At 72.4% G+C, this 12917-nt stretch carries 9 protein-coding genes; 5 read left to right on the top strand and 4 right to left on the bottom strand.

Features of this window, described 5'->3' with window-relative positions; all coding sequences use genetic code 11:
* Nucleotides 1–4: 4 nt before the first annotated feature.
* Entirely contained in the window at nt 5–2209 is a 2205-nt protein-coding gene (recG, locus tag LRD69_RS23815; protein WP_277328572.1) for an ATP-dependent DNA helicase RecG, read from the bottom strand.
* Nucleotides 2210–2479: 270 nt separating this feature from the next.
* Between recG and LRD69_RS23810 the strand changes: the two genes are divergently transcribed.
* Nucleotides 2480–4303 carry an HSP90 family protein gene (locus LRD69_RS23810; protein WP_277329856.1) on the top strand — a complete coding sequence of 608 codons (1824 nt, stop codon included), beginning with the start codon at nt 2480–2482 and terminating at the stop codon, nt 4301–4303.
* Nucleotides 4300–7245, top strand: coding sequence for a tetratricopeptide repeat protein (locus LRD69_RS23805; protein ID WP_277328571.1), 2946 nt, complete (start codon nt 4300–4302; stop codon nt 7243–7245). Before LRD69_RS23810 ends, LRD69_RS23805 begins: the two co-directional genes overlap by 4 nt.
* Before the next feature lie 143 nt (nt 7246–7388).
* Here the strand turns inward: LRD69_RS23805 and LRD69_RS23800 are convergent, their stop codons facing one another.
* Entirely contained in the window at nt 7389–9017 is a 1629-nt protein-coding gene (locus tag LRD69_RS23800; RefSeq protein WP_277328570.1) for a DAK2 domain-containing protein, read from the bottom strand.
* 257 nt (nt 9018–9274) lie between these two features.
* On the opposite strand from LRD69_RS23800, the gene rpmB reads away from it, so the two are divergent.
* Complete coding sequence (gene rpmB, locus LRD69_RS23795) at nt 9275–9460, top strand: 50S ribosomal protein L28 (protein ID WP_030928661.1); 186 nt, start codon at nt 9275–9277, stop codon at nt 9458–9460.
* 191 nt (nt 9461–9651) lie between these two features.
* Here the strand turns inward: rpmB and LRD69_RS23790 are convergent, their stop codons facing one another.
* A complete protein-coding gene (locus LRD69_RS23790; protein WP_277328569.1) occupies nt 9652–10632 on the bottom strand; it encodes a thiamine-phosphate kinase in 981 nt (326 codons plus the stop codon).
* A gap of 320 nt (nt 10633–10952) precedes the next feature.
* Here LRD69_RS23790 and LRD69_RS23785 point away from each other — a divergent pair, with 320 nt between their 5' ends.
* Together LRD69_RS23785 and LRD69_RS23780 are read left to right on the top strand one after the other, a co-directional pair.
* On the top strand, nt 10953–11186 hold the full coding sequence (locus tag LRD69_RS23785) for an Lrp/AsnC ligand binding domain-containing protein (RefSeq protein WP_030928667.1): 234 nt from the start codon (nt 10953–10955) through the stop codon (nt 11184–11186).
* A 20-nt stretch (nt 11187–11206) separates the two neighbouring features.
* Nucleotides 11207–11692, top strand: coding sequence for a DUF3515 domain-containing protein (locus LRD69_RS23780; protein ID WP_277328568.1), 486 nt, complete (start codon nt 11207–11209; stop codon nt 11690–11692).
* A 6-nt stretch (nt 11693–11698) separates the two neighbouring features.
* On the opposite strand, the gene LRD69_RS23775 is transcribed toward LRD69_RS23780, so the two are convergent.
* Complete coding sequence (locus tag LRD69_RS23775) at nt 11699–12856, bottom strand: D-alanine--D-alanine ligase family protein (protein ID WP_277328567.1); 1158 nt, start codon at nt 12854–12856, stop codon at nt 11699–11701.
* Between the last annotated feature and the right edge of the window lie 61 nt (nt 12857–12917).

Below are 12917 nucleotides of genomic sequence, written 5' to 3'. Positions count from 1 at the left end.
GCGCTCAGCCCTTGTCGAGGTACTCCTCGCGCTCCTTGTCGAGCAGGGCGTCCAGGGCGGTGCGCAGCTCCGGCAGGTGCGTCAGTTCCGGATCGGCGGTGACGACGGCGACGGCCTCCTCGCGGGCCGCGGCGATGACTTCCTCGTCGTCGATGACGGTGAGCACCCGAAGGGAGGAGCGGACACCGGACTGGGCCTGGCCGAGGACGTCGCCCTCGCGGCGTTGTTCCAGGTCGATCCGGGACAGTTCGAAGCCGTCGAGGGTGGCGGCGACGGCGGAGAGGCGGGCGCGGGCGGGGCTCGCCTCGTGCGCCTCGCTGACCAGCAGGCAGAGGCCTGCCGCGGAGCCACGGCCGACGCGGCCGCGCAACTGGTGCAGCTGGGAGACACCGAACCGGTCGGCGTCCATGATCACCATCGCGGTGGCGTTGGGGACGTTCACCCCGACCTCGATGACGGTCGTCGCGACGAGGACGTCGACCTGGCCCGCGGCGAAGCGGCGCATCACGTCGTCCTTGTCGTCGGGGTTCATCCTGCCGTGCAGCACGGCGATGCGCAGGCCGGCGAGGGGGCCCTTCGTGAGCTGATCGGCGATCTCCACAACCGCGAGCGGCGGACGCTTCTCGCCGTCCTCCTCGGCCGCCTTCTTCTTGTTCTTCTTCTCGGTCTCATCGTCGTCGTCACCGATCCGCGGACAGACGACGTACGCCTGATGCCCGCTCTCCACCTCCTCGCGGACCCGCTCCCAGGCCCGGGTCAGGAAGTGCGGCTTGTCCTTGGCGGGGACGACATGACTGGCGATCGGCGAGCGGCCGGCCGGCAGTTGGTCCAGGACGGACGTCTCCAGGTCGCCGAAGACGGTCATGGCGACCGTCCGGGGAATGGGCGTGGCGGTCATGACCAGCAGGTGCGGCGGCTGCTTGCCCTTGGAACGCAGGGCGTCACGCTGCTCCACGCCGAAGCGGTGCTGCTCGTCCACGACGACCAGCCCCAGGTCGTGGAACTGCACCTTGTCCTCGATCAGCGCATGCGTGCCGATCACGATCCCCGCCTCGCCGGTGACCAGGTCCAGCAGCGCCTGGCGGCGGGCCGCCGTCCCCATCGACCCGGTGAGCAGCACCACCTTCGTACCGAGGTCGGAACCGCCCAGCATCCCTCCCTCGGCCAGCTCGCCCATCATTTCCGTGATGGACCGGTGGTGCTGCTGGGCGAGCACCTCGGTGGGGGCGAGCATCGCGGCCTGTCCGCCCGCGTCGACGACGGCGAGCATGGCGCGCAGTGCGACCAGCGTCTTCCCGGACCCGACCTCGCCCTGCAGGAGCCGGTGCATCGGGTGCTCGGTCGCCAGGTCGTCGAAGATCTCCTTGGAGACCTTCTCCTGGCCCTCCGTGAGGGTGAACGGCAGCTTGGCGTCGAACGCGTCGAGCAGCCCTCCGTGGGCGGGGACCCGCGCCACCGCCGGGAGCTGGGTGTCCGCGAACCGGCGGCGGGCGAGCGCCACTTGGAGGACGAACGCCTCGTCCCACTTCAGCCGGTCCCTGGCGTCGGCGATGTCCGCCTTGGTCTGCGGGCGGTGGATCTTCAGGAGTGCCTCGGGCAGCGAGGTGAAACCGCGCCCCTCGCGCAGCGACGGCGGCAACGGGTCGACGGCGTCCCCGGCGCTGGGCAGCACCGTGTCGACGGCCTTGGCGATCCGCCAGGAGTCGAGCTGCTTGCAGGCCGGGTATATGGGCAGCAGCCGGCCGGCGAATGCGTCCACCGCCTCCGTGGCCTCGTCGGCGTCCGTGGCGTCGAGCAGCTGGTAGGTGGGGTGGGCGAGCTGCATCTTCCGGTTGAAGACGGAGACCTTGCCCGCGAACATCGCCCGGCGGCCGGGCAGCAGCTCCTTGTGCGGCTTGTGCACCCCGTGGCCGAAGAAGACCAGCTGGAGCCGGCCGCTGCCGTCGGTGAGGGTCACCTCCAGGCGCTTGCCCCTGCCGTTGTTGAACACCATGATCCGGGCGTCCGCGACCTGCGCCACGACCGTCACGTGCTCGTCCAGCGGGAGGTCGCCGAGCGCGGTGAGCTGGCCGCGCTCCTCGTACCGCCGCGGGTAGTGGTGCAGCAGATCACCGACCGTGTGCAGGTCGAGATGTTCGGCCATCACCTTCGCGGTGGCACCGCCGAGCAGCTTCCTGAGGGGTTCATCGAACGCAGACACGCGATCCATTGCACACCACACCACTGACAGAAGTCGCCCGCACCGCGGGAATCCCCTGGTCGGATACGTGTCCGCGCCCCTAGGATTCGGACCCCGCTCCTCGCTCGCGATCACCCTCCGCGGGATCGCCCGACCCGCGCCGTCGCCCGTCCCCCCACCGGCGCTGCGACGATGACATCTGAGACCTCAGCGAACTCCGCATCCCCCGATCCGTCCTCCGGATCCACCTCCGACCCGTCCCGTGAGGCCCCTTCCGGCCGGTCGCCGCACACCTTCCAGGTGGACCTGCGCGGACTGGTCGATCTCCTCTCCCATCACCTCTACTCCTCTCCCCGCGTCTACCTGCGCGAGCTGCTGCAGAACGCCGTGGACGCCCTCACGGCCCGCCGCGCCGAGCAGCCGGACGCGCCCGCGCTGGTACGGCTGTACGCCTCCGGGGGGCGGCTGCGGATCGAGGACAGCGGGATCGGTCTGACCGAGACCGACGTGCACAGCCTGCTCGCGACGATCGGCCGCAGCTCCAAGCGTGACGGTGTCCAGGGGCTGGCCTCGGCGCGTGCCGAGTTCCTCGGTCAGTTCGGCATCGGGCTGCTCGCCTGCTTCGTCGTCGCGGCCGAGATCCGGGTCGTCAGCCGGTCGGCCCGTACACCTGCCGCGCCTCCCGTCGAGTGGTGCGCCCGCGATGACGGCTCGTACACCGTCCGTACACTCCCGGACAGCGCGCGCCCCGAGCCCGGCACCACCGTGCACCTGGTCGCCCGTCCCGGCAGCGCGGACTGGCTCGCCGAGGAGCGGGTCCTCGCGCTCGCCCGCGACTTCGGCTCGCTGCTGCCGTACGACGTGCGGGTCGGCGAGGCCAAGGTCACCGCTCTGCCGGCGCCGTGGGACCGTCCGTACCCGAGCCCTGCGGGGCGGCGGGTGGCGCTGGCCCGCCACTGCCACGAACAGTTCGGCTTCTCGCCGCTCGACGCGATCGATCTGGATCTGCCGCTCGCGGGGATCCGCGGTGTCGCGTACGTCCTGCCGTCGGCCGTCAGCCCGGCGCAGCGTGCGGGCCACCGGGTGCATCTCAAGGGGATGCTGCTGACCGACCGTGCCGACGAACTGCTGCCCGACTGGGCGTTCTTCGTGCGGTGCGTCATCGACACGGACAGTCTGCGGCCCACCGCGTCACGGGAGGCGCTGTACGCGGACGAGACCCTCGCCGCCGTACGGGAGGCGCTCGGCGAGCGGATCAGGGACTGGCTGACGGGACTGGCCGCAGGCGATCCCGAGCGGCTGGCGGATTTCCTGTCCGTGCACCACCTGGGGGTGAAGTCCCTGGCCCGGCACGACAGCGCCATGCTGCGGACGATGCTGCCGTGGCTGCCGTTCGAGACGACGGACGGCCGGCTGTCCCTGGAGGAGTTCGCCCGTCGCCATCCCGTGGTGCACTTCACCCGGACCGTGGAGGAGTACCGGCAGGTCGCGCCGATCGCGTCCGCGCAGGGCATCGGAGTGGTCAACGGCGGCTACACGTACGACACCGAGCTGGTCGAACGGCTGCCGTCGGTCCGGCCGGGAACGGCGGTCGCGGAGCTGGACGCCGATACCGTCACCGCGCATCTGGACACGGTCGATCCGGCCCAGGAGCTGGCGCTCGGCACCTTCCTGGCCGCGGCCCGCGCCAGACTCGACCCGCTGGGCTGCGACGTGGCGCTGCGCGCCTTCCATCCGCTGACCGTGCCCGCGCTGCATCTCGACGACAGGTCGGCCCGCCACGAACAGGCCCGCGCCGACGCGCAGGAGCAGGCGGACGACCTGTGGGCGGGAATCCTCGGCTCGCTGCGCGGAAGTGCGCCGCGCGCCCGGCTCGTACTGAACCATCTCAATCCGCTGGTCCGCCGGATCGGTTCACTGGACACCCCGGAACTGGCGGCGACCGCCACGGAGGCGCTGTACGGGCAGGCACTGCTGATGGCGCAGCGGCCGTTGCGGCCGGCCGATTCGGCGCTGCTGAACCGGGCGTTCATCGGGCTGCTGGAGTGGGCCACGCACCCGGCCGCGCCCCCGGACCCCGCACAGCCGCAGAACTCCGCCCGTCCGCAGGAGGACGACCGATGAGCTCCGACATCTCGACGATCCGGCAGGCGCTGCGGGACAACTACCAGGAGCCGGAGGGCCCGGCCCGCAACGCCCGTGCGGAACGGCTGCTGTCCGAGGCCGAACGGACCGGGGACGTACCGCTCCTCGTCGAGGCGCTCACCAACCAGCTGCAGGCGTACAACTACAGCTCGGAGAAGGACAAGATGTTCGTCCCCTTCGCGCGCCTGCTGCGCATGTGGGACGAGCAGCCGGGGAGCTTCGACCGGGTCATGACCCACCATCTCTTCTGGATGTTCAAGTGGATGTCCAGTTCCATGATCGATCAGCCGCACATCCCGCTCGCGTCCATCGAGAAGTGGCAGGGCGAGATGGCGCACCGCTACCGGCTGGCCGGGCATTCCGAACGGGCCGTGCGCCAGGGCGAGCTGCAGATCGCCCGCCATATCGGCGATCTGGAGCGGGCCGAGCGGGCGTACGCCGCCTGGCAGGCGGCCGACCGGGACCGGATGGCCAACTGCCACGCCTGCGAACTGCACGGCCAGGGCGCCTGGCAGGTGCACCGGGGACTGGACGAGGAGGCGCTCGACACCTGGCGGCCGGTCCTCGACGGGGAGCACACCTGCGCCCATGAGCCGCATGCCGTGCTGGCGGCCTCGCTGCTCCCGCTGCTGCGCACCGGCCGGGCCGAGCAGGCGCGCGCCCACCATCTGCGCGGGTACCGGATGGTCCGCCCGATGGAGTCCATGCGGGATTCCGCCGCGCTGCACATCGAGTTCTGCGCGCTGACCGGCAATGAGGCGCGGGCCCTGGAGATCCTCGCCGAGCGGCCCGCCTACTTCACCGCCACCGGGAACCCCGACTCCCTGATGGACTACCTGGCCGTGACCGCCCTGCTGATGGACCGGCTGACCGTGCTGGGCCACGGGGACCAGCCGGTGCCGGGGCCCGCCGGTACCGACCGGACCGCGCGGGCGCTGGCCGGACACGCCCGCGAGGAGGCGCTCGCGCTCGCCGCCCGTTTCGACGAGCGCAACGGCACTACGCAGGTCAGCGGTCTGGTGCGGGAGCGTATGGACCAGCAGCCGCTGCTGGACCGGCTACCGCTCGGTGTACGGGCTGCGCGGCCGGCCGCGACGGTCACGGAGCCGGTCGCCGTCGTTTCGGGGCCCGCCGTGGACGCCCCGGCCGGCCTTCCCGGGCTGCTCGCCGAGGCCCGCCGTCTCTCCGACGCCCAGCACCCGGACGCGGGACCCGCCTGGCAGGCCGTCGCGCGTGCGGCCGACGGCGCGCAGGGGCTCTCCGACCACGACCGCGCCTGCATCGACGACCACCGTGCGATGGACGGCACGCTCCCGCCGACGGCGGCGCGCGAGCTGTTCCTGACCGCCGCGGAGCTGTACGGGGCGGCGGGCGATCCGGGCGAGGCCGTGGGCGCGGCCGCCCGGGCCGCGTACGCACACTCGATGGAGGCCGGGCACGCGGCCGGCGCCCTCACCGAGGTCGTGGACCTCGTGGACCGGGCCCTCGCCCTGCACGCGGAGGGCCGGGCCACCGCCCGCCAGGCCGGCGGTGTGCTGGTCTGCCGTGCCCGGATCCTCAATCAGCTGGTGCTCGCCGCGCCGGACGGGCCGTCGGCCGAGGCCGCCGTCGACGCGCTCGAAGAGGGGGTACGGGAGGTGCTCGCCTTCACCGAACCGCTGGGCGCGCAGGCCGGGATGGCCACCCGGACCGCGGAGGCGGTGGGTCTCCTCGGCGACATCGCGGCCTACCGGGGCGACGGCGTGGGGGCGGGCGAGCTGTACGCACGAGCAGCCGCCGGGACCCACGCCGCCGGACTGCCCTGGTACGCCGTCGCGTACGAGACCAAGGCCTCCCGGATCGCGGCCGGGCTCCACGACCACGCGACGGCCGAGCGCACCGCCCGCGCGGCTCTGGAGCACGGCGCGGCGTTCGTACCCGCGCCGGGCCGCGCGCGACTGCATCTGCAGCTCGCCGAAGTCCTCGGCGGCACCGGGGAGTTCGCCGAGGCCACCGAGCACGCGCTCGATGCCGCGCACTGGGCGGACGAGGCGGGCGAGAGCGGCGGCCTCGGGGCGTACGCCCGGCATCTGCTCGGCGGTTGGCTGCTCCAGCTAGGGCGGGCGGCGGAGGCGGCAGCCGTACTGGAGGCCGTGCTGCCCGACATCACGGCCGACGACCACGGCGACGGCATGGTCGTCCAGACGCTGTGGTGGCTCGGCGACGCGCTGACCGCGCTCGGCGAACCGCGGGAGGCGGCCGGTCACTGGCTGGGTGCGGCGGACATCGCCAAGTCCTGGCCCGAGCAGCGCGACCACGCGATGCTCGCCAACCTCGCCGGGCAGGCGCTGTACCGGGCCGAGCTCAACTCCCAGGCGGAGAAGGCCTATGCGAGGGCCGGAGAGCTGTGGCGGGAGCTGGGCGACGTCCATGCGCTGGTGCGGACGCTGCGGGTGCGGGCCTGGATCGCGGTCCGGGAGGGGCAGCCGGGACCGGCGGCGGCGCGGGCGTTCATGGCCGCGGCGGAGCGTGAGTGCGAGGCGGCGCTGGCGGCCGCGGAGCCGGAACAGGTGCCCGGGCTGCGGGCGGAGCTCGCGGACACCCACCGCCAGACCGGCGAACTGATCGCCGACGCGTGCGAGGGCGGGCCGGACGAGGACGACGACGGCCGTGCGCGTACGTACGAGGAGGCGCTCTCCCACGTCGGCCGGGCCGTCGCCGGCTTCGCCGAGGCCGGCCCGGACTTCCTCGGCCCGCGGACGGCGGCGGAACTGATGGCCGCCTGGCTGGAGGCGGACCTGGGCCGACGCGAGGAGGCACGGGCAAGGGCGCGGGGGGTGCTCGCGGCGTACGAGGGCGCCGACGAGGACGAGACGGCGCGGGCGCGGCGGGCGGAGGCGGAATCGGTACTCGGGTACATGGCCGAGGACCCTGGGGCGTAGGGATCGGGCCCGTCCGGCAGCCGTTCTCGTCTTCGGTCCCCCATGGCCCCGGGGCATGGGGGACCACCTTCGACCGGCTGGATGTCACCGCCCGTCCGGCGACCGGGGAGAACGCTTCACGGGCGGCGGCGCCCGTATCCGTCCTACTCCACCCCGATCAGCAGCGCCGCTCCCTGGCCGCCGCCCCGGTACACCACCGTGTCCACCGCGAGATAGCCCTCCCGCACATGCTCCTCCAGCGCGTCGGCCAGGGCGTCCGTCACGTCCTCGCCCAGTACCAGCGTGACGAGTTCGCCGCCCGCCGCCAGCATCCGGTCGATCACGGCCCGGGCCGTACGGGGCACGTCCTCCCCGATGACCGCCACATCGCCGTCGATCAGACCCAGGATGTCGCCGGCCTGGCAGATGCCCGCCATGGTCCAGGACTGCCGCTCGGCGACGGTCAGTTCGCCGTAGCGGGTGGCGCCGGCCGCGGCGGTCATCGCCACCACGTCCTCGTCGAAGCTGCGGTCGGGTTCGTGGACGGCGAGCGCGGCGATGCCCTGGACAGCGGCCCGGGTCGGGATGAGGGCGACCCGGATCCCTTCGGCGCGGGCCTGTTCGGCGGCTGCGGCCGCGGTGTGGCGCAAATCGGCGTCGTTGGGCAGGAGGACCACCTCGCGGGCGTGCGCACGGCGGATCGCGTCGACCAGTTCGCCGCTGGCGGGCGGCTCCCCGGGCCGGGCGAGCACCGTGGTCGCACCGGCCTCCGTGCACAGGCCGGAGAGCCCGTCGCCGGGAACCACCACGACGACACCGCGCTGCGCCGGCTCGCTGCGGTGCGGGTGGACCCGGTCGGCACCGAAGTGCGTGATGCGGATCCGGTACGGCCGGCCGGCCTCGACGCCGGCCTCCACGGCCGCGCCCGCGTCGTCGACGTGGACGTGGACGTTCCACAGCCCGTCGCCACCGACCACGACGAGCGAGTCGCCGAGCCCGTCCAGCCGGGTCCGCAACCGGTCGACCGCGTCGTCCGCGGCCTCCAGCAGATAGATCACCTCGAAGGCGGGGCCGTCGTGCTCGACGGCCACCGTGCAGTCGGCGCCGGCCACGGGGGCGATGCCCGAGATCACCCGGATCCCGCGCGCGGGCGCCTCTCCGCAGACCGCTTCGACGAGCGCGCCCAGGACGGTCACCAGGCCCCGCCCCCCGGCGTCGACGACGCCCGCCCGCCCGAGGACGGCAAGCTGCCCGGGGGTCGCGTCCAGCGCCGTGCACGCCCCTTCATACGCCGCCTTCGCCACCGCTTGCGGACGCGGGTCGCCCGCCGTGCGCCCGGCGGCCTCGGCGGCTGCGGTGGCCACGGTCAGCACGGTGCCCTCGACGGGGTGGGCGACGGCCTGCCGGGCCGCGGACGCCGCCCGGGTCAGCGCGAGCCGCAGATGGTCCGCGTCATGACCGTCGGCGAGCACCTCCGCCATGCCGCGCAGCAGCTGGGACAGGATCGTGCCGGAGTTCCCGCGGGCGCCGATCAGCGCTCCGTGCGCCATGGCCCGAACGGCATCGGCGAGGGCGGGCACGGACGCACCGGTCTCGTGCGCGGCGAAGACCGCCTCGACGGCCGCGGCCGCGGACTCCACCGTCAGATAGAGGTTGGTGCCGGTGTCCCCGTCGGCGACGGGGTACACATTGATGGCGTCGATCGCCGCGCGCTCCCGCCCCAGCGCATCCAGGGCGAGCGAGCACCAGGTACGCACCGCGCCGGCGTCCATGTCGTCGGCGGTCTGCGGCACGTGGTGTTCCTCCTGGAGAGCGACCGTGGGCGGCTGGCTGAACCGCAGAATAATCCTGCCCCGCAGGTCCGGCGGGGACAGGGGCGGGGGCGAGGGCGGCGAAACCCATGGTAGTTTCGTTCTACCGACGCGGCCGTTGTATGCTGCTTCGGTTGCCCGATGAGAGTCGGGCCATTCCTCCGGTACGCCACTTCAGTCAAATGATTCCGGCGCGCCGGAATTCACTGTAAGTGCATCTGAAGTCTTTGGAGTGACCCGTGGCTGCCAACTGCGACGTCTGCGGCAAGGGGCCGGGCTTCGGCAACAACATTTCGCACTCGCACCGCCGTACGTCCCGTCGCTGGAATCCCAACATCCAGCGCGTGCGTGCCGTGGTCGGTCGGACGCCGAAGCGGCTCAACGTCTGCACCTCGTGCATCAAGGCCGGCAAGGTCGCGCGCTGACGTCCCCGTCGTTGCGCAGCCTTCCGGTTGCCCAAAAAGCCGGTCCACCTCGGTGGACCGGCTTTTTGCTGTGCTCCCGCGGCTGCTGCGCGCCCGGCGGCCGGGCCGTCGGATCGGCCTGAATGTCCTCACCGCCGCCGGAACAGGTCCGACGGCGGTGAGGACACAGGCCAGGCCCCCGGGTCACCCGGTCACCGGCTCTCCTGGGCATCCTCGATCCCGCCGAAGTGGTCCCAGCCGCCCTTGCTCGTCCAGGGCGCACCGTCGACCGTCACCTGCGGCAGCGCCGACGGGTTGAGGACCTCGCCGATCACCTTCCAGCGGGCGGGCAGCTTCACGTCCTGCGGGAAGGTCGCCACGATCGCGTGGTCCTCTCCCCCGGTCAGCACCCACTGCAGCGGGTCGACGCCGACCGCCTGGCCGATGTCGGACATCTGCGAGGGGATGTCGATGAGGCCGGAGCGCAGATCGATCCGGACCTTGCTGGCCTCGGCGATGTGCCCGAGGTCGGCGACGAGTCCGTCGCTGACGTCGGTCATGGCGGTGGCGCCGAGCCCGGCGGCCGCGGGGCCCGCGTGGTACGGCGGTTCGGGACGCCGGTGGGCCTCGACGAAGGCGCGCGGCGAACGGAAGCCGCGGGAGAGCACGGCGTACCCGGCGGCGGACCAGCCGAGCCAGCCGGTCACGGCGACGACGTCGCCGGGGCGGGCGCCGGACCGGGTGACCGGTTCGTGGTTGCGCAGATCGCCGAGTGCGGTGATCGCGACGGTGATGGTGTCGCCGCGGACGACATCGCCGCCGACCACGGCCGCCCCCGCGACCTGGCACTCGTCACGGAGGCCGTCCATCAGCTCGCCGGCCCAGGTGACCGGCAGCTCGGCGGGGACGACCAGACCGAGCAGCAGCGCGGTGGGCACGGCGCCCATGGCGGCGATGTCGGCGAGATTCTGTGCGGCGGCCTTGCGGCCGACGTCGTACGCGGTCGACCAGTCGCGGCGGAAGTGCCGTCCCTCCAGCAGGACGTCCGTACTGGCCACGACCCTGCGGTCGGGAGCGGACACGACCGCGGCGTCGTCGCCGGGCCCCAGCCGTACCGCCGGAGTGGTGGTGAGCCGGGACGTGAGCTCCCTGATGAGCCCGAACTCCCCCAACTCACCCACGGTTCCCTTCACCGAGTCTCACCTCTCATCTATCGCGCCGGACAGAAGTCCGGCCTGGATCGGCGGCCGGAGGCCCGGACCGTGGCCCGGCCGCCGTCGGAAGCAGTCTGCACCCGTTGTCACTGGCATGCCTGTCCCCCGTCTGCACCGCTGGACTTGCGGTCGCGGGCCGTCACTGCTGTCGGTACTGTCAAGACAAATGTCAACTTCCGGGATCTGTACGCCACGCGGTGGACGTCACAGGGCCCGCAGGTCTCCCCGCGGCCCGCGGCAACGCGATACCGTGGCGTCTCTTTCCCCCACATGATCCTCGTGGCCGCCCTGGAGGTTCCGTGGTACAGGCGTACATCCTTATTCAGACCGAGGTGGGCAAGGCGTCGACCGTCGCCGAGACCATCACGAAAATCCCGGGAGTGATCCAGGCAGAGGACGTCACCGGCCCCTATGACGTGATCGTGCGCGCACAGGCCGACACAGTCGATGAACTCGGACGCATGGTCGTCGCCAAGGTCCAGCAGGTGGAAGGCATCACCAGAACCCTGACCTGCCCGGTCGTCCATCTGTAGCCCCCGTCTACGCTGGGCCGGTGACGTCCTTCCGCCGCCGGCTTCGCCGCCCCGTCTTCCTCGGTCCGTCCGCTGCCGTTCTGCTGCTGGCCGCGGCGGGCTGTTCCGCCACGGACAGTGCGTCGATCGTGGTTCCCACCCCGGCGCCGGAAGCCGCAGCCTACTGCCGTGCACTGCACAAAGAGCTGCCGAAGACCGTCGCCGGACAGGAGCGCAACGACCCCGGGCCGCAGTCGGAGCTGACCGCCGGTTGGGGGGACGGGGCGATCGTACTGCGCTGCGGTGTCGACCGACCGGCAAAGATGGACGATCCGATGGCGAAGGCGACCGACGCGAACGGCGTCAACTGGCTGCTGGAGCAGCCGGAGGACGCCGGTCCGCGCTTCACCACCACGTATCGCAAGGCGTACGTCGAGGTGTCGTTCTCGACGGCGTACGCCCATGACGCCAGCCCGCTCGCGGCGTTCGCCGCGGCCATCAGGAAGACGGTCCCCAGCAGCCTGTAGCGCGGCTCAGCGCAGACCGGTGGGGCGGCGCAACGCCGCCTGGATCAGCCGGTCCACCAGCTCCTGGTAGCTCACGCCGCTCTCCTGCCACATCCGCGGGTACATGGAGATCGGGGTGAAGCCCGGCAGCGTGTTGATCTCGTTGATCACGAAGCTGCCGTCCTCGGTGAGGAAGAAGTCGGCGCGCACCAGGCCCTCGCAGGACGCCGCCTCGAAGGCGTCGACGGCGAGCCGCTGGACCTCGGCCGTCTGCTCGTCGGTGAGCGGGGCGGGCACGATCCCGGATGCCGAGTCGATGTACTTGGCCTCGAAGTCGTAGAAGTCGTGCGCGGTGACCGGCGGGATCTCGGCGGGCACGCTGGCGCGCGGTCCGTCCTCGAACTCCAGCACCCCGCACTCGATCTCGCGGCCCCGCAGCAGCGACTCGACCAGGAACTTGGGGTCGTGGCGGCGGGCTTCCTCGATCGCCTCGTCGAGACCGGCGAGGTCGTCGACCTTGGTGATGCCGATGGACGATCCGGCCCGGGCGGGCTTGATGAAGAGCGGCCAGCCGTGTTCACCGGCGAAGTCCACGATGCGCTTGCGGGCGGCGGAGCGGTCGGTGTCCCACTCGCGGGGGCGGATGACGACGTACGGGCCGACGGGCAGCCCGAACGAGGTGAACACCCGCTTCATGTACTCCTTGTCCTGGCCGACGGCCGAGGCGAGCACGCCCGCGCCCACGTACGGCACTCCGGACAGCTCCAGGAGCCCCTGGAGGGTGCCGTCCTCGCCGTAGGGGCCGTGCAGCACGGGGAAGACGACGTCGACCTCACCCAGCGCCTTGGGGACCGAGCCGGGCTCGCTGTAGACCACCTCGCGGCTGCCGGGGTCGACGGAGAGCACCACGCCGCCCTCGGTGGACTCGGCCAGCTGTGCCACGTCCGGCATCTGCCGGTCGGTGATGGCCATGCGCCCGGGTTCGTCGGCGGTGAGCGCCCAGCGGCCGTCCGTCGTGATACCGATCGGCAGGACGTCGTACTTGGTCCGGTCGATGGCGTTCAGGACGGCACCCGCCGTGACGACCGAAATACCGTGTTCGGAGCTGCGGCCGCCGAACACGACGGCCACACGCGGCTTGCGGAGCTGCTGCTCCGGGCTCTGGGGGAGGTTCTCGCTGCTCATATCGCGATGAGCGTACCTGCTGGTACGGGTCTCGTCAGCGTCCCCGGGGGCGACCCGCGTG

Source organism: Streptomyces sp. JH14, from assembly GCF_029428675.1.
In the GTDB taxonomy this organism is placed as follows: domain Bacteria; phylum Actinomycetota; class Actinomycetes; order Streptomycetales; family Streptomycetaceae; genus Streptomyces.
This window is presented reverse-complemented; position numbering and strand designations above follow the sequence as displayed.

What these genes read in the sequence shown, in the direction of transcription:
- recG (WP_277328572.1), bottom strand. Translation starts at nt 2,209, where the DNA reads ATGGATCGCGTGTCTGCGTTCGATGAACCCCTCAGGAAGCTGCTCGGC.
- LRD69_RS23805 (WP_277328571.1), top strand. Translation starts at nt 4,300, where the DNA reads ATGAGCTCCGACATCTCGACGATCCGGCAGGCGCTGCGGGACAACTAC.
- LRD69_RS23775 (WP_277328567.1), bottom strand. Translation starts at nt 12,856, where the DNA reads ATGAGCAGCGAGAACCTCCCCCAGAGCCCGGAGCAGCAGCTCCGCAAG.